The organism is Ensifer sp. SL37 (assembly GCF_026672675.1).
Taxonomy (GTDB): domain Bacteria; phylum Pseudomonadota; class Alphaproteobacteria; order Rhizobiales; family Rhizobiaceae; genus Ensifer; species Ensifer adhaerens.
The window spans coordinates 82,151-98,954 of sequence record NZ_JAPPRN010000003.1; the positions used below are offsets into that span (position 1 = coordinate 82,151).

Annotated in this window: 11 protein-coding genes and 4 pseudogenes; 6 read left to right on the forward strand and 9 right to left on the reverse strand. The window is 58.7% G+C overall.

Annotated elements, in window-relative coordinates; all coding sequences use genetic code 11:
- Positions 1 to 2: 2 nt before the first annotated feature.
- The 5 genes and pseudogenes from OVA00_RS11420 to tnpB form a co-directional block, all read right to left on the reverse strand.
- Positions 3 to 566, reverse strand: a pseudogene (locus tag OVA00_RS11420) (reverse transcriptase domain-containing protein); the annotation flags it as partial.
- Positions 567 to 1,114: 548 nt separating this feature from the next.
- Positions 1,115 to 1,321 (reverse strand): annotated as a pseudogene (locus tag OVA00_RS11425) (IS66 family transposase); the annotation flags it as partial.
- Between the two features lie 40 nt (positions 1,322 to 1,361).
- Positions 1,362 to 2,584: pseudogene (locus tag OVA00_RS11430) on the reverse strand (IS3 family transposase).
- A 71-nt stretch (positions 2,585 to 2,655) separates the two neighbouring features.
- A pseudogene (locus OVA00_RS11435) lies at positions 2,656 to 3,174 on the reverse strand (IS66 family transposase zinc-finger binding domain-containing protein); the annotation flags it as partial.
- A 44-nt stretch (positions 3,175 to 3,218) separates the two neighbouring features.
- Complete coding sequence (gene tnpB, locus OVA00_RS11440) at positions 3,219 to 3,572, reverse strand: IS66 family insertion sequence element accessory protein TnpB (protein ID WP_173516751.1); 354 nt, start codon at positions 3,570 to 3,572, stop codon at positions 3,219 to 3,221.
- A 368-nt stretch (positions 3,573 to 3,940) separates the two neighbouring features.
- Here tnpB and OVA00_RS11445 point away from each other — a divergent pair, with 368 nt between their 5' ends.
- Positions 3,941 to 5,212: an IS256 family transposase gene (locus OVA00_RS11445; protein ID WP_268088860.1), complete on the forward strand. Its 1,272-nt coding sequence runs from the start codon at positions 3,941 to 3,943 to the stop codon at positions 5,210 to 5,212.
- On the opposite strand, the gene OVA00_RS11450 is transcribed toward OVA00_RS11445, so the two are convergent.
- Complete coding sequence (locus OVA00_RS11450; RefSeq protein ID WP_442780495.1) at positions 5,163 to 5,408, reverse strand: transposase; 246 nt, start codon at positions 5,406 to 5,408, stop codon at positions 5,163 to 5,165. The genes OVA00_RS11445 and OVA00_RS11450 overlap by 50 nt on opposite strands.
- Positions 5,409 to 5,606: 198 nt before the next feature.
- On the opposite strand from OVA00_RS11450, the gene OVA00_RS11455 reads away from it, so the two are divergent.
- Both OVA00_RS11455 and OVA00_RS11460 read left to right on the forward strand, forming a co-directional pair.
- Complete coding sequence (locus OVA00_RS11455) at positions 5,607 to 6,203, forward strand: tyrosine-type recombinase/integrase (RefSeq protein WP_268088923.1); 597 nt, start codon at positions 5,607 to 5,609, stop codon at positions 6,201 to 6,203.
- Entirely contained in the window at positions 6,200 to 6,904 is a 705-nt protein-coding gene (locus OVA00_RS11460) for a tyrosine-type recombinase/integrase (protein WP_268088924.1), read from the forward strand. Before OVA00_RS11455 ends, OVA00_RS11460 begins: the two co-directional genes overlap by 4 nt.
- Before the next feature lie 4 nt (positions 6,905 to 6,908).
- Here the strand turns inward: OVA00_RS11460 and OVA00_RS11465 are convergent, their stop codons facing one another.
- Positions 6,909 to 9,806, reverse strand: coding sequence for a Tn3 family transposase (locus OVA00_RS11465; RefSeq protein WP_268088925.1), 2,898 nt, complete (start codon positions 9,804 to 9,806; stop codon positions 6,909 to 6,911).
- Positions 9,807 to 9,901: 95 nt separating this feature from the next.
- Here OVA00_RS11465 and OVA00_RS11470 point away from each other — a divergent pair, with 95 nt between their 5' ends.
- The gene (locus tag OVA00_RS11470) at positions 9,902 to 10,510 is read left to right on the forward strand and encodes a recombinase family protein (protein ID WP_268088926.1); all 609 of its coding nucleotides are present in this window, start codon (positions 9,902 to 9,904) and stop codon (positions 10,508 to 10,510) included.
- Between the two features lie 324 nt (positions 10,511 to 10,834).
- Positions 10,835 to 12,106 (forward strand): IS256 family transposase, encoded by a 1,272-nt coding sequence (locus tag OVA00_RS11475; protein ID WP_268088971.1) that lies wholly within the window; start codon positions 10,835 to 10,837, stop codon positions 12,104 to 12,106.
- A 603-nt stretch (positions 12,107 to 12,709) separates the two neighbouring features.
- Here OVA00_RS11475 and OVA00_RS11480 read toward each other — a convergent pair.
- Positions 12,710 to 14,446: a hypothetical protein gene (locus OVA00_RS11480; protein WP_268088927.1), complete on the reverse strand. Its 1,737-nt coding sequence runs from the start codon at positions 14,444 to 14,446 to the stop codon at positions 12,710 to 12,712.
- 403 nt (positions 14,447 to 14,849) lie between these two features.
- A complete protein-coding gene (locus OVA00_RS11485; RefSeq protein WP_268088928.1) occupies positions 14,850 to 15,725 on the reverse strand; it encodes a hypothetical protein in 876 nt (291 codons plus the stop codon).
- 361 nt (positions 15,726 to 16,086) lie between these two features.
- On the opposite strand from OVA00_RS11485, the gene OVA00_RS11490 reads away from it, so the two are divergent.
- Positions 16,087 to 16,794 (forward strand): class I SAM-dependent methyltransferase, encoded by a 708-nt coding sequence (locus tag OVA00_RS11490; protein WP_268088929.1) that lies wholly within the window; start codon positions 16,087 to 16,089, stop codon positions 16,792 to 16,794.
- Positions 16,795 to 16,804: the final 10 nt, after the last annotated feature.

Consider the following 16,804-nt stretch of genomic DNA (forward strand, 5'->3'; position numbering starts at 1 on the left):
TCGTTTCGCTCGACGTTTGTCCCATCCTCTTTCCGCATCGGTGCTGTCAGCCATCTTTCGATGTAGAGCAGCGCCCAGGCACATGTTATGTGTTTGCGAACAGCCCGTAGCAGAAGGTCATGGTCAATATTGTCAAACAGCCCTTTGATATCGAATTCCAGAACCCAATCATATTTCCAGCACCGCTTGCGCGTAACGCCGATGGCATCCAGCGCCGACTTGTCGGGCCGATAGCCATAAGAATCTGCCAGAAAGACTGCGTCCAGATCCGGCTCAATCATCTGCTTGACCACACTTTGGGCCACGCGATCTGCCACCGTTGGTACCCCGAGGATCCGCTCGCCTCCACTCTTCTTAGGAATGGAAACGGCGCGAACTGGCGGAGGGAAGTACGTGCCTGAGCTCATCCTGTTCCAGATCTTATAGAGATTCCCCTTCAGATCGGCCTCGAACTGCTCAATCGTTACCCCATCCACACCAGCTGCGCCTCCGTTGGATCGCACCTGCAGATAAGCTTCGTACACCTTCTGCTTACTGATATTGAACGGCTTGCTTTGCGTATCCATCAACGTCCTCCTGTTGCCAGTTGTGTTGATAATATGCCCACCTGATCCGACCTCTTCGCTCCAGCTCCATTACGAGCCTTCATCGCTACTACAAATCGGTCCGTCCCAGTGCTCCGCATCGGTACTCTCGCCTCACGGTTTTCTCCGCTTGTGCTTCTCCCTTTGCATCGGAGCGACTGGTTCCTGCAGTTCCGCGACAATGCCTGCATCCGCTTCACGCCCCCTCAACGCCGGTCGCCGCTTGCCCGGTCACCAGGCATCTGACAAGCTGATCCCAGAGAGACGAGAAATCTCTGGTTTTGACGACAGGTTTCACGTTACGACGCTTCATCGGAAGGTTCATTTTCATTCGTCTCTCGGATGCGTACCGGCCCAGGGTATACCCTGGACTTGGCTCCAACGCTTACGACCACGTCTCTTAAACGCAGCCGCTTGGAGTGGTTTGGACCCAGCTCCTGAAAGCCGAGCCCGAGGGGCCATCCCTCATCATCATCGCAGCTTTACGCACACAGTCTGTCAGGCCATCTAGACCATCCTTTCCGTGTGCTCTGCAGCACACTCTCGTCGCCATGGATGACGGTCTGGGATCGCAACCGCAGCTTCAGTGCGTCATAGACGCGAATGAGGTGTCTCTCGCTCGAACCGATCACCCAATGGCCCAGAGCGCCACGGCTGACAGGAACGCCAGCGCGCTCGAAGGCTTGCGCCAAACGATAGAGCGGCGTGCCGTCGACATATTTATGAACGAGCGCGAACAGGCGTGCTGTGGAGTTGCCCCCAAAAGACCGGACATGCTCAGGTTTGAGATTGCGAGCTGATGAACTCGCGCGGCGATTGATATCCTAAAGCACTGTGCGGGTGAAGATTGTTGTAGTGCTCGAACCAGAACGGCAGTTGCGCCATGACGGTTTCGGCGTCGGGGGTTGGATTCACCGAGACGTAATCGCGCTTGAAGGTTTTGACGAACGCCTCGGCCATGCCGTTCGACTGTGGGCTTCGCACCGGTGTCGTGCACGGTTCCATGCCGATCTCGCGCAGCAAGGATGCGGTGTCCCTGGCGATGAAGCAAGAGCCGTTGTCGGTGAGCCATTCGATGGGTTCGGACAGCATGTTGATGCGGTACGAAGCGGTTCTCGACAGCGGTGATCACGAGGTCCTGCACGTCTTCGCTCTTGATACCTTCGGTGGTGGCGACATGGGCGATTGCTTCACGGTCGCAGCAGTCGAGGGCGAAGGCGACACGGACCTTCTCCTTGTTGTCGCAGCCGATCTCGAAGCCGTCGGAGCACCATCTGATGTTCGAACGCTCGACGGCGACAAGGCCGTCGTGAAGGCGATCATCGACCGCTCCGGTATGACGCACCAGCAGCAGATTGTGCAGCTTCATCACCCGGTAGACCCGCTTGGCATTGGGCCACGAACGCCCCAGTTTCCGGGCATTCCGACGCAGGATGGCATGGACACGCCGATAGCCGTAGGTGGGCGTATCGGCGATGACGGCCTTGATGTCCTCCACCAGCTCGCGATCAGGTAGAGGCGGGCGTCCTCTGGCTCTGGAAGGGGAACCTGCGGCACGCGCAGCGATATTCGAGCGGGCGACACCTAGAGTTTCGCAGACGGTCTTCATTCCAAAATCCCCCTCGGAAGAGAGAGCGAGCGCAACAGATGTTTTTTTGGGCCACCGGCGATTTCGAGGGCTTCCTTCAGGATTTCGCTCTCCATCGTCTTCTTGCCCAACAGGCGTTGCAACTCCTTCACCTGGGCCTGAAGCGCCCGGTATTCGGAAGCCGGAACGACCTCCTCTTCGGCGGTAGCGTCGCCGTCAGTGCCCCTTGGGACGCCAGCTTGCGCCAGGCGAACAACTGGTTCGGCTGGATGCCGTGCCGACGTGCGACGATGCTCACCGTCGCGTCCGCCTCATAGGTCTCATGGATGATCGCCAGCTTCTCTGCCGTGCTCCAGCGCCGCCGACGCTCCGGCCCGGAGAGAACTTCCATCTTAAAATTGCTGCTAGTCATATTACCAACATTACTCCTACCCACTTAGCTAAGTGGGGGAGCATGTCCGGGCCTTTCGGGGGCTAATTCATGCTGATCCCGGTGCGGTCGCAGTTACGGCACGCATATTTGGCTCGCGCATTCTGCAGAACCGTGGCCTTCACCTCGATGTGAAGCTGCTCGGTAACCAGCTCGCCCATGCGATGCATCGGGTGGCTGCAGCACGGACAGACCTTCTGGTCGTCGGCAAGGTCATACTCGACGCGCTGGCGCGGCAGGTTCGCCGGCAACGGCCTGCGGCCGGGTTTCTTGCCGTCGGGTTTTTCGATCTCCGGCAATCCCGTGTCCGGTAGAGCGACGGCATCATCGGCGTCTTCGCTGTCCTCGTCCCCCTCAAGGGCAGCCTGCTCGGCTTCGTTGAAGATGCGATCCATGTGCTTTTCGCTGCGCGGCGCAAAACGATGCAACTGCGCCAGCGCCAGTTCTTCCTCAAGCTTGAAGACGCGCTGCGCGAGGATATCCTTCTCGGCCTTCAGCGCGGCGATTTCTGCAGCATTCGCCGCCAAAAGCGCCATCAATTCCGCAACATCAGGGGTGCCGGCTCGATTCATCATAGTCTTGAATCTGAGCCGTTCCCTTACGTCAACGGCAAAGTTCAGCCGACAAATTCATATTGCCGCACCGGATGGCGCACCATCGCGTCAAGATCAATGCCGTCGAGCAACCAGTGCAGTTGTTCGGCGTCAAGCGCCACCACCGCCTCCTGCCGCTTGGGCCAGCGGAACTTGTCTTCCGTCAGCGCCTTCAACACGAGCACAAAACCAGACCGATCGAAGAACAGCAATTTCATCCGGGTTCTGCGACGATTGCAGAAGGCGAACACCGCGCGCTCGAACGGGTTGAGGCCCATTGACTGCTCCACCAGGATCGCAAGGCTGTTGATCCCCGCACGAAAGTCGATCGGCTCCCGGTGAAGATAGACGCGCAGATCATCAGCCAGCCGGAACATCGCAACGCCCCAACGCTTCGATCATCGCCGACAGAGCCTCAGCATCCGCATCTTCAAGCTCAAGCCGCACACCGTTCGGTAGCGACGCCCTCAACCGCACCCGTGGCGATGTCGGCCGAGCCGACGGAGCCGGCGGTCGCGCAATCGGCGCGGCCGCAACCACCGGAACGAAGGCCGGCGGCGCGCTGTTCGGCAGAACCGTCAATTCCTTCTCGCTCGCTTGCCGGCGTCGCCGTAGCGCCACCCAGTTGCGCAACTGATTGGCGTTGACCGAGCTATGACGGAAACTGGGTGATGACGGTTTGATGAGGGCGGCGTATCGAGGCGGGTGACAAGCCTGCCAGAACCTCATGAAAGAGCGATACGCCATGAAGACAGATAGCACTGTTGTTTCCTTTCCGCATCCCGAGACGCTCGATGATCCCCTGACATCGGTTCTACGCGAAGGCGCGCGCCGGCTTCTGGCACAGGCCGTGGAGGCGGAAGCCGAGGCGTTTCTTGCGGCCATGGCCAGCGAACGCCTGAGCGATGGGCGGGACCGGGTGGTGCGGCACGGCCATGGGCCTGAAAGAACGATCCAGACGGGGATCGGTCCGGTTGCGGTGCGCCGCGTCAAGCTGCGCGACCGGGCTTTGGAGACTTGCGGCGAGGATCGCATCACCTTCACGTCGGCGATCCTGCCGAAGTGGGCACGACGCACGAAGAGCCTCGACGCTCTGCTGCCGGTCCTTTACCTGCGCGGCATCTCGACCGGCGATTTCCAGGAGGCGCTTGCCGCCTTACTCGGCAAGGACGCACCGAACCTGTCCCCCTCGGTGATTGGCCGGCTGAAGGAGGAGTGGCAGGCCGACTATGATCGCTGGCAACGCCGCGACCTGTCAGCCCGCCGCTACGTCTACATCTGGGCCGACGGGGTCTATCTTCAGGCACGCATGGAGGACGATGCCGCTTGCATGCTGGTCGTCATCGGCGCGACGCCGGAAGGCAAGAAGGAACTTGTCGGCTTTCAAGTCGGCGTGCGCGAAAGCACCCAGAGCTGGCGCGAGCTGCTCGTCGGGCTGAAGGCCCGCGGGCTTTCGATTGCGCCAGAAATTGCCGTGGGCGACGGCGCGCTCGGCTTCTGGAAGGCGCTGGAGGAGATATTCCCTTCGACCCGCCATCAACGGTGCTGGCAACACAAGCTCCTCAACATCCTCAACAAGGTGCCGAAGTCGGTGCAGCCGAACATGAAGGCCGATCTCAGGGAGGTCCGCGATGCCCCGGATCGGGCAACCGCCGAGGTCGCGATCGCCGTCTTCGTCGACAAATACAAGGCCAAATATCCCAAGGCCGTCAACTGCCTGACGAAGGACCACGAGGCATTGCTGACCGTCTTCGACTTCCCGGCCGAACACTGGGACCATCTGCGCACCTCGAACCCGATCGAAAGCGTCTTCGCCACCGTCAGGCACCGCACGGTGCGAACCAAGGGAGGCCTGTCCCACAACACAGCACGGCTCATGGTCTTCAAGCTCGTCATGAGCGCCGCCAAAACCTGGCGCCGGCTGAAGGGCGAAAATCAGTTGCCAAAGGTCATCGCCGGCGTCAAATTCACCGACGGTGTCGCCGAAACGACGACCCCTGACCATCGCGCCGCCTGATCGGCCTCGTCACCCATTTCCGACCATAGCTCGCGTTGACCCCGTGCGCCAGCGCAAGCCCTGCAATCGATACTCCCGGCTCAAGGGCCGCATCGACCAAGCGCTCCTTCTCAACCGGATCAAATCGTCGCTTACCGTTGCCAAGAACCCGAACCACTCGAAGCGGCCCTGATCTTCCCGCGCCATCCAATGTCATTGTGTCCACAGTCTCCGTTGTGGACACAGACTCCCTCACTGCCACGTCTATGAACAGGTGCGGGGAATTCCGCGCTTACGAATTACGCACCGGATGGCCGGCCGTAGTAACCCCTCGACTAAGGCGGCGCAGACGAAGGGGATACCGGAAGACAGGCGATTTCGTCGTGTCCGCCTCGAGCACGGCGGATGGCGTCGCTTGCTCGACGCCATCCCGGCAATCGATCATCCTCGTAACCTGATCGACCCGGGAACCTATCGGGTCCTGCTGCTTGTGTTGTACGGCGCCGGACTTCGCATCAGCGAAGCGCTCACCCTGACCCTAGCCAATGTCGATCTTGACGCAAGGATCCTCTGCATTCGAGAGAGCAAGTTCTACAAGACCCGGTTGGTGCCCATTGGTAGCGATTTGAGCCGTGTCTTGACGCCGTATGTCGACGGGCGCCGCGGCGACCCCGACGCGCCACTCTTCCGTTCCCGCCGCGGCGATGCAATCACGCGCCAGAATGCCGAGAATGCCTTCTGCCGGCTCCGTGTCCAGGCCGGCGTCATGCGCGACGACGGGAACCCACGACATCAACCGCGCCTTCACGACTTGCGCGCCAGCTTTGCCGTTCATCGCCTCGTTTCCTGGTACCGCGACGGGGCCGACGTCCAGCGCCTATTGCCGCAATTGTCGACCTATCTCGGCCATGTGCATATCGCCGGAACACAACGTTACCTCGCCTTCACTCCGGACCTGCTTGGCGAAGCGAGCATCCGCTTTGAGCGCTATGCCATGGAGGTCTTGTCATGAGCGACCATACGCTGCTGGGTCCGTGGGTCCGGCGTTTCCTGCTCGAACATGTCGTGGCCGAACGCAATCTCGCCCGCAATACGCAATACAGCTATCGCGATGCGCTCAGCCTGTTGATTCCCTTCATCGCCAAGACACGCAAGACGTCGGTCGATCGCCTTGCAGTCATCGACGTGTCAGCCGATCTTGTTGTCCGCTTTCTCGCCGAGATCGAGGCCGCGCGCCATTGCACCATCGCCACCCGCAACCAACGGCTTGCGGCGATCCGCGCCCTCGCAGGCTTTGTCGGCGAACATAGTCCGCAACATATCGAATGGTCGGGTCAGATCCGCTCGATCCCGTTCAAGAAAACCTACCGCGCTGTCGTTCCCTTCCTCGACAAGCCGGAGATGGACGCCCTGCTCGCCGCCCCGAACCAAAGGACGGAGCAAGGTCGGCGCGACCATGCCTTGTTACTGTTCCTTTACAACTCTGGCGCCCGGGCGACAGAGGCAGCCCAGCTGATGATCTCTGACCTCGACATCCGTGCCGCTTGCGTCAGAATCAGCGGAAAGGGGGGAAAGCAACGCCTTTGTCCTCTGTGGCCGGCGACCGTCGCCGAAATCGCCAAACTCATCGGCGGACGGTCAACGACTGAACCCGTTTTCCAGAATCGGCTGGGCCAGCCGATCAGGGGTCGGTTCCGGCTGAGGGCGGAATGACACCCTAAGCTTTTTCACCAATGGGCCAAAGGTATTCTCCGGTCAGTAGGATATGCGCCCAACCGAGCGGGGAGATATGCGCCAGCAGCTCCGGCAGCACATCGAGCCCTTCGTTTCTCCGATCCTCGATGGCGTGGCCGAGATGTGCGGTATTCCAGTAGATGATGATTGCTGTGAGCAAATTCAGCCCAGCGATCCGGTAATGCTGACCTTCCGTCGTTCGATCGCGGATTTCCCCTTGGCGTCCGATACGCAGGGCGTTTTTCAGGGCGTGATGAGCCTCACCTTTATTGAGGCCGATCTGCGCACGGCGTTGCATATCGGTATCGAGAATCCATTCTATTATAAAGAGAGTGCGCTCGACACGACCAACCTCCCGCAACGCGGCGGCCAGATCATTTTGGCGAGGGTAGGACGCGAGTTTGCGCAACAACTGGCTCGGCTTGATCTTTCCGGCGGCCATTGTAGCGGCGCAGCGAAAGAGATCAGGCCAGTTTGCGATAATCAGTTCTTCGCGGATTTTGCCGCCGACCAGACCGCGTAAATCCTTGGGCATTGTCACCGGATTGAACACATACAGCCGTCTCGATGGCAGGTCGCGGATGCGCAGAACGAGGCGATGGCCGAGCATGGCGCTGGTCCCGAACAGATGATCGGTAAACCCCGCAGTATCGGCGTATTGTTCTCCGATCTGACGGCCCGCTTCATTCATCAGCAGGCCATCGAGGATGTATGGCGCTTCGCTGACTGTTGCGGGAATCATCTGTGAGGCGAATGGTGCAAACTGGTCATTGACGTGGGTATAGGCTTTCAGCCCAGGCTCGTTGCCATACTTGGCATTGACCATGTTCATGGCCTCACCCTGCCGCGCGGACGGGAAGAACTGCCCATCGCTTGATGCCGTCGTTCCCATGCCCCAGACGCGGGACATGGGCAGCTTGCCCTGTGCGGCTACGACTATCGCTAGCGCCTGATCTAGGGCCTCGCTTTCGACATGCCAGCGTGCGAGGCGCGAGAGCTGCCAGTAGTCGTGCGTGTTGGAGGTCTCCGCCATTTTCCGAAGGCCAAGATTTAGTCCTTCGGCAAGCAGGACGTTCAGCAAGCCAACCTGGTCGCTGCATGGCGCTCCAGTTCTCAGATGAGGAAAAGCATCAGAGAATCCAACCGCAGCGTCAACCTCCAACAGAATATCGGTGATCCGTACGGGCGGCATCCGACGATAGAGATCAAGAACCAGTTCCTCGGCATCTTCAGGTACGTCGGCGATCAGCCTGTCGATCCGTAACACCCCATCTTCAATACTACCGTGAGGAATGGCACCATCGCGAGCAGCACGGGCCAGGCGCTTCAGTCCGTCAGAAAGCCGGATTTTACGGTCGGCAAGCCAAGCGTGAGGATCGATTGGAACCGCCATTCTCGCATTTGTCTGTGCCGAAGCCATTGGGACAAGAACCTGCTTGAGATCGCCGTAGCGGCGGGAATGATCCAGCCAAACATCACCGGATCGGAAGCCGTCCCGCAAGTGAAACAGGACTGCGATTTCCCATAGACGATTGTCGCCCTCATCTCGTGCACGCAGATATCGATGCCATTTCGAATTCGGACGCAGGAAGGAAGTAACCGGCGTCGTTGGGGTGCCTGTTGCGCCAATCACGTGTGCGGCGGCAATCAATGCCTCGGCTACGGGCGCGGCTTTGAGCTTCAGACATCGTAACATTCGTGGCGCGTATCGACGGAAGCGATGATACCCTTGCCCGACATACGCCAAAGGTTCATCCGTCAAGGCGCTGGTAAGTTGCGTCCCTGCCGCGACCAGTTGTTCAAGTCGCTGCCATTCGGTCGATCGTGCCAGGACATCGTCCAACGGGATGCCGTCATCATGTGCTTCCAGCAGCGACGCTCCCAACGCGGTGAATGCGCGAAGCGTATCAGTAACCGCCGTCTTGGAATTGGCAATCCGTTCGTCATGAAGCCGCTTCGCCTCGCGCCAGGTTTTTCCGACGATGCGATCATGGGTTTCCACAATGGTGTCGGCAATCGCCGCTTCCCATTCGACGGTACAGACTGCAAGGATGGCCCGCCGCCGATCTGAACTGATGTCGCGAAGGCCGTCCGTGAAGTAGCGCTCTCCTTGTCGGCGTAGACGCGCAACCCTATGTGCCGGAATGTCTGCGAGGATTTCGAGGTCAATTTCCAGACCGCGCAGAAACTCTAGGCGATCGAGTAGGCGATTTGCCGAGGCGGAATTGCTGCCAACCTCGAACTGGCGGAGCCAGATGAAGCGGCTGATGTTTCCATCCGCCATCTCGTTCAAGAGCCCATCCAGCCGCTCACGAACACCAATGTCGAGCCGATCGGCAATTCGTGTCTCGATTCGCCGTTCAGCGGCGACAAGAGCATCGGCGCACAATCGCTCGATTGTTGTCACCGCAGGCAGGATCGTCATCGTATTTCGGCATTGCATAACGAAACGCTGCGCCAAATCCTCGTTCGACCGCGCATCTTCTGCCTGCTCAAAAAGCCAGTCTCGCAGATCACGTGCGCCACGGCCCGCAAATGCCTTGTAGCCATAAATCTCACGCAGGGCTTCCATATGCTGCTGGCGAGTTTGACGGCGGGCGGCATAGGTAATCAGCGCATCTGCCGGAATGCCAAGCTGAGCGCCGATGAATGATAGAATTTCGTACGGGATCAACTCGCCTGATGCCAAGGCACGACCGGGATAACGCAAGGCGCACAGTTGCAAGGCGAAACCGAGCCTGTTTTCCGGTCTGCGCCGTTCCCGGATATGCTCAAGGTCATCATCAGCGAGTGTGCAGTGCCTGAGCAGCGACACTTCGTCGGTTGGCAGATCGAACAGTGCCGAGCGTTGTCGCTCGGTGAGAATATGTCGCCTTGGCATGCCGCAGTTGTCCCTGTTGAAGTATACTCTGTTTTGGACAACAATCAGGCCTTGTAAATCAAGGCCTTCCGGCACCAAAATCCACGAGGGTTCAATTGGGACAGCGCGCCGTCATCTACTGTCGGGTTTCGACCCTCGACCAGTCCTGCGAACGACAGGAAAGGGACCTCGCCGCTTTCGCTGATCGAGCGGGCTATGAGGTGGCCGCAATATTCAAAGAGACCGGTTCTGGCACCAAACTCGACCGTGCCGAACGGCGCAAAGTCATGGCACTGGCACAAGCCCGTAAAATTGATGCGGTACTCGTTACGGAGCTTTCTCGCTGGGGCCGTTCCACGGTCGACTTGCTCAACACCCTTCGCGAGCTGGAAGGGTGGAAGGTTTCCGTTATCGCCATGAACGGAATGGCGTTCGATTTATCGTCACCCCACGGCCGGATGCTAGCCACCTTTCTCTCGGGCATTGCCGAATTTGAGCGTGATCTCATCAGCGAACGGGTCAAATCTGGTCTTGCCGCCGCCAAGGCCCGAGGCAAAAGGCTCGGTCGCCAAGTCGGAGAGCGCCCTAAATCTGACCGACTTGCACCGAAAGTGACGGCTTCGATCGCAGAGGGCCGCAGCTATCGGTGGATCGCCCGTGATCTCGGCATCAGCAAGAACACCGTTGCTGAGATCGCCAAACGTGGTCGCGCGAATGTCGAATGACTTGGTGTGCCGCATGCTGTCATTGCAGATTCTCGGAATTCTCGTAACGTGAATGCAAATCGACTCCGCGCAATTGGACGCGGCTTATTTTGAAAAAACCGTTGGAATCGCGATGCCTTCGAAGCCGAACAAGGACTTTCTCGAACTTTATTCTTTTGCCGCAGGAAATCATTCTCGCGCTAGTAGACCGAGCAACCGAGCTGGCTAAGATTTGGGACGACCGCGCCAGAGCTATGACGGAAACTGGGTGATGACGGTTTGATGAGGGCGGCGTATCGAGGCGGGTGACAAGCCTGCCAGAACCTCATGAAAGAGCGATACGCCATGAAGACAGATAGCACTGTTGTTTCCTTTCCGCATCCCGAGACGCTCGATGATCCCCTGACATCGGTTCTACGCGAAGGCGCGCGCCGGCTTCTGGCACAGGCCGTGGAGGCGGAAGCCGAGGCGTTTCTTGCGGCCATGGCCAGCGAACGCCTGAGCGATGGGCGGGACCGGGTGGTGCGGCACGGCCATGGGCCTGAAAGAACGATCCAGACGGGGATCGGTCCGGTTGCGGTGCGCCGCGTCAAGCTGCGCGACCGGGCTTTGGAGACTTGCGGCGAGGATCGCATCACCTTCACGTCGGCGATCCTGCCGAAGTGGGCACGACGCACGAAGAGCCTCGACGCTCTGCTGCCGGTCCTTTACCTGCGCGGCATCTCGACCGGCGATTTCCAGGAGGCGCTTGCCGCCTTACTCGGCAAGGACGCACCGAACCTGTCACCCTCGGTGATTGGCCGGCTGAAGGAGGAGTGGCAGGCCGACTATGATCGCTGGCAACGCCGCGACCTGTCAGCCCGCCGCTACGTCTACATCTGGGCCGATGGGGTCTATCTTCAGGCACGCATGGAGGACGATGCCGCTTGCATGCTGGTCGTCATCGGCGCGACGCCGGAAGGCAAGAAGGAACTTGTCGGCTTTCAAGTCGGCGTGCGCGAAAGCACCCAGAGCTGGCGCGAGCTGCTCGTCGGGCTGAAGGCCCGCGGGCTTTCGATTGCGCCAGAAATTGCCGTGGGCGACGGCGCGCTCGGCTTCTGGAAGGCGCTCGAGGAGCTCTTGCCTTCGACCCGCCATCAACGGTGCTGGCAACACAAGCTCCTCAACATCCTCAACAAGGTGCCGAAGTCGGTGCAGCCGAACATGAAGGCCGATCTCAGGGAGGTCCGCGATGCCCCGGATCGGGCAACCGCCGAGGTCGCGATCGCCGTCTTCATCGACAAATACAAGGCCAAATATCCCAAGGCCGTCGACTGCCTGACGAAGGACCACGAGGCATTGCTGACCTTCTTCGACTTCCCGGCCGAACACTGGGACCATCTGCGCACCTCGAACCCGATCGAAAGCGTCTTCGCCACCGTCAGGCACCGCACGGTGCGAACCAAGGGAGGCCTGTCCCACAACACGGCGCGGCTCATGGTCTTCAAGCTCGTCATGAGCGCCGCCAAAACCTGGCGCCGGCTGAAGGGCGAAAATCAGTTGCCAAAGGTCATCGCCCGCGTCAAATTTACCGACGGTGTCGCCGACTCGACGACCCCAGACCATCGCGCCGCCTGATCGCCCTCGTCACCCATTTCCGACCATAGCTCACTGGAATTACACCATCAGCCCAAGCAAGCCGCTATCGATGCGATAATTTATCAACGGCTCCTTAGCGCATATGGGTGAGAGGAACTCCCTTTGACAGCCATGGCGACATGGCGATCCTATTCGCCCCGTCGGTGGCAGAAAAAGCGAGAGACGGCGCTTGCTGTATCTCATCTGGACCTTCGTCGACATCCGGTCCCCAACCGGGAATCCGCTCTGCATCCTCGATGAGGTTGTCTCGCAGTGGGCGATCTGGCTACATACAACGTTGCATAAGCCGATGAAGTCGACCGCTAATTCCGAAACGAAGCCCCGTTGCTCCTCTCATTGGTCGATGACCATGCACCCATCCGCAATTCCGCGTTCTGCGTCAGGAGCGCGAGCGTGGTGGGCCATGTGTGTTCGGCTTACCGCCGCAAAATAACCTTGCCATCTCGGCAAAAGCGAGCGCTCGGTCTCGCACATATCGCCGGCCAACCAAGCCGCAACATTTTCGCCGCTCAATGTCAGATAGGAGCCCTGGGCCCTCATTCATGTGGCGATAAGAACGCCCAAGACAAGGAACAAGGCTCGTCACTGGGATGAAATTGGGAAGCCGGCTTTTCTCAAGCCGGCGAGAAAGTGCTCTTGATCGATTGGGCGGGGCATCCGGATCGCCACTTCTTGCCGAAGGTTGCTGAGAAGATCAGGTGCATATTGCTCGACCCACTGCAATTCCTTACCTGCCTCAGCACTTTTGCCGAGCTGGCCGAGCGTGGCGGCAAATATGAAATGGTAAATGGGATCGTTCGGCAGGTTGCTTGCTCTCGCCCAGCGTTCCGCGCCGGCATAATCACCTCGAATGTAAGCGCAGAGCGCCAGTGCCTTTTGCAGTTGGGCCATCGGACCGACATCGCGGGCGGTCACTTTATCAAGAAGGCCGCAACCTTGTTCCCACGCGCCGGATAGGGCAAGCCGATAGCCGTATTCGAGCACGAGTTCACTATCGTTAGCGTTGAGAGCGTAAGCGCGGGCACCGACGCTTACGGCCGTTTCGATATCGCCTCGGAAAAACAGTGCGAGCATCCGGGCCTGAAGAGCGCGCGTGTTCTGAGGGTCCAGTTCAACGGCACGGCGGGAAGCCTCCTCGGCCAGGCCCAGCGATAACTTCGCCAATGCCGTCGTGTTAAAGCGGAAGCGAAACTCATCGACATAGCTCAGAGCAAGCAGTGCCCAGCCCGTCGAGTAATCAGGAAATCGCGCCACGGTGCTCTTTAGACACTTTTGAACTTCAGAGTGTGCTTGGGGGTTAGGGTTGGCGCTGTATCCGTAGAAGGCCAATGTGCAAGCGTATGCGCCCCAGTCATCCGGTTGCACCCGGGCCGCACGGACGGCGTCCGTCTGAAAAATGGCGCCATAGGGATCCGCCAGTGCGGCGGCTATCTCGTCGGCGATGCGTATCTCAAGTTCGACGATGTCCTTGACGCGCAGGTTTTCGTCATGGCTGCTGGCCCAAATGACCACATCCCCAATGCTGTCAATCAACCGCACTGTGAGGCGAAGTTTGTCGCCTCCTATCCGTACCTCACCCTGCAGGACGTACCGGATTTTCGCATTTGGATTGTCTCTGTGGGATCCTATGCTTGTTTCAATTTCCTTAAAGCTGGCGAGTTGTCCAATAATCTCACTCGTCAGACCTCTTGCGATCAAGGTTGAATTGCTATTGACGGGCAATGCCTCAAATGGCTGAACGAGCAGCCTTGGAGTTGCTGGAAGTTGCGCCTGCGTCGTCGGAAATTTTCCCTTGAGTACGGGCGCGAGGGCTATGAACGATAAAACAACGAGCAATTCTGCAAGCAGCCCGATTATCGCTTTGTTACGCCGGTTCCAGCGGCTAAAAGCTAACCTTTGAGCTTCAGGCATGTTCGAGGCACTCTCGGCGTCGGTTGCTTGCCCGTGTTCTCGTAATGAAAAGATCGGAACGTAGCTCCCCTTCGGTATTGTGAGGACGACCGGATCGTTCTGTCCGGAAAGCAGGTAGTAACGTTCCAGAGCCTTCCGAATTCGAGCGGCTTCGATGCGGACAATCGGGTCCATTTGCGGTTCAAACGTCGCATCGCGCCCGAAAACCTCGGTCGCGATCGAGTAAGCTTTGATCCTTTGGGCTCGGCCTACCAAAGTCTCTTCCACGATGTAAACGAGGAACCGTCGCGCTCGATCCGGGACGTCAAACTGCGCACTACCGGTAATGCGATCAAGCTGCGCGCGAACGGCGGTTGCATCGATCGTCCCGGGGCTTCGGTCTCCGTCAGAGGTTTCGGTGCCGACCAACTGTCCCTCCTGCCACACGTAAACTCGCTGCTCGCCACGCAACTTATGTTTCCGTGTCATCGAAGACAACCGTATATGCATGACACCTAAAAAGACAGGATGAAAGCAACGCGTCCCCACACGTTTGCGGCCCTCGAGCCGTCGAGGAGACGGCCAGATGGGCACGCCAACCATGGCGCGCGTCGTGAGCTCGAACTGAAGAACTTCGTCACCTGAGTGTACCACCGATGACGATTACGGTAAGTAGTTCGAGGCTGGCGGTCCGGTAGCCTCCGTGGGGCCGTCACGGATTTTCACCTTCGAGCCACGGCGCCATTTTGGCACGGCTTGGCTTCAGGCTCGTTTTCAAGAGCCCATTGCGGCGGCTCTGCAGGTGATTCGATTGTTGTTTGGCTTTCAACCGTCAACCGGGAGGCGATTCGCAGCTAACAAGCGGTTGCAAGCCGCCCAAAGCATTGTCCTTGCGGTTGTCTGAAGGCTGACCTTTTATAAACTTGTCACCGGAGGTCACTGAGAGTGCCGGTTTATTGATACCCTTAAACTGGAAATTATAGCCCAGGCGGGGCCGGAATTTTTGCAGCCAGTTGCACCAAACCGGGCATATGATCGTCACGACGTTCGGTAGGTTTTTGCCACGCCATTGTTCCCGATGCCTGACGCGGACGATTTTCAGCTGCCGCGCACGGCGCAGGGCGTTACGTACAGTAGTCTGACCAACGCCGGCGCGATCACCAATCTCCTTGGCGCTGATGCGGCAGGAACCATGCTGGCGGCAATCAGCGGCGACGATATAGAGCACGGCGCGCTCGCCTTCAGTGAACCGGCCACGCAGATGTGGCGGCATCGCTGACATATCGCCGAGCCGTCGTTTTCTGTCCCAGCGGGCCGGGCAGCGCTTGCCGCGAGCGGCCTTGGTGCGGGACTTTTGTGACTTCGGTCGCGTTGGGAAATAGGAGCGCTGCGGGGCCTCGTGTTTTTTCGAAGTGCGGAGCTCGCGCCGGCGCTCATCGACAGCCTCAAACATTTGTCCGGCCAGCAATTCGTATTCGGGCAGCTCAGCGATGAGCTTGAGCGCGAGCTGAAAGACGTTATCGGCATCTTCGATGGTCTTGATTCGGGCGAGCAGTCCGATGGCCTGCACGACGACAGGAGGGATGGGCTGTATATGGATCGTCACGGTTTTGTCCTTGAAAGAGGCAAAGGAGTTCCGTGGCGCGAAGGCGCATTTCTGCTTGCAGCGATGCAGGGAAATAACTATGTTGAGCTCACGCAGTGGCACTCAAACGGACGCCAATCCGTTAGTGATTTCCAAAGAGACCCGGCCTTCGCGCCGGGTTTTCTACGTTCTGGACATGTCGAATACTCCCTCAAAAGCGGACGGCCTTTTCGCCTAGCGTCAACACGATGCTGACGCCAAAAAGCGGGGTTTTGTCAGTCTTTGCCCTGGCTCGTTGTTGACGGATCAACCCCGACGCCAAGGCAAAATGAGCGTTACAAGCTCATAGGCGCGCAATTCGCGCGAAACGTCAATTGATATTGTAAGCTTATTTCCATATTCGAGAGCCAAAGGCTATTCGATGCGCGTTGATGGGCGCCTTGCGATCATCAAAGAAACTGAAAACAAGCACCGAACTCGATAGGTGATCGCCGTGTCGTATATTCTGGAACTGCTGCGTACAGAACAAAAACAAGTGGTCGCCGACATCGGCTGCTTTGGTTGGAATTTGGCCGCGATATGCGCCCAACAACAGCATTCCTACCTCGGAATCGATCGGCAGGAGCCACCGGGACGACCAGAGTTTGCGACATTTGGAACAATGGAGAATCACCGGCTACACGTCGCCGATGACGTTGCAGACTTCACGATAGCATCTCATGTCATTGAGCACCTTTCAGATCCAGTCAACTTCGCGATGGAATTGGCTCGAATTACGAAGCCAGGCGGGCGGCTGTTGATCGAAGCACCAAGCGAGTTCTCGGCCTTCGACGCGTCGACGAGAGATGTCGAGGATCATAGTTTTGACTGCTTTTGGGACGATCCGACCCACGTTCGCCCGTACACGCCTGGGGCCTTGTATCGGCTAGCGATTTCGGTCGGGGCTGTGCCGGAAGTGATATGTAGGGGGCTTGCAGGCACGATTCCTGTATCTTTTTTGCAGGCTCGCGTTCCGTTCTCTGGCTCGATCGGCAGTCGCTACGTCAGTTTCAAAGACGTCAAACCAGGCTTGATGAATGCATATCAAGCGATCTGGCCGGAGAGGTCGATTGCGCAAGCGGATGAAGAACGCTTTCGGCAAAGGTCGCGAGCGGTGGCTGGGATGAGGACTGCGACGAGGACCGAGCATTGAAAAGCAGGTT

Bases quoted from the DNA above. Each gene is read 5' to 3' on its own strand.
- OVA00_RS11450 (WP_442780495.1), bottom strand. From the start codon at position 5,408: ATGACATTGGATGGCGCGGGAAGATCAGGGCCGCTTCGAGTGGTTCGG.
- OVA00_RS11475 (WP_268088971.1), top strand. From the start codon at position 10,835: ATGAAGACAGATAGCACTGTTGTTTCCTTTCCGCATCCCGAGACGCTC.
- tnpB (WP_173516751.1), bottom strand. From the start codon at position 3,572: ATGTTCCGGCTGGCTGATGATCTGCGCGTCTATCTTCACCGGGAGCCG.
- OVA00_RS11460 (WP_268088924.1), top strand. From the start codon at position 6,200: ATGAGCGACCATACGCTGCTGGGTCCGTGGGTCCGGCGTTTCCTGCTC.
- OVA00_RS11465 (WP_268088925.1), bottom strand. From the start codon at position 9,806: ATGCCAAGGCGACATATTCTCACCGAGCGACAACGCTCGGCACTGTTC.
- OVA00_RS11445 (WP_268088860.1), top strand. From the start codon at position 3,941: ATGAAGACAGATAGCACTGTTGTTTCCTTTCCGCATCCCGAGACGCTC.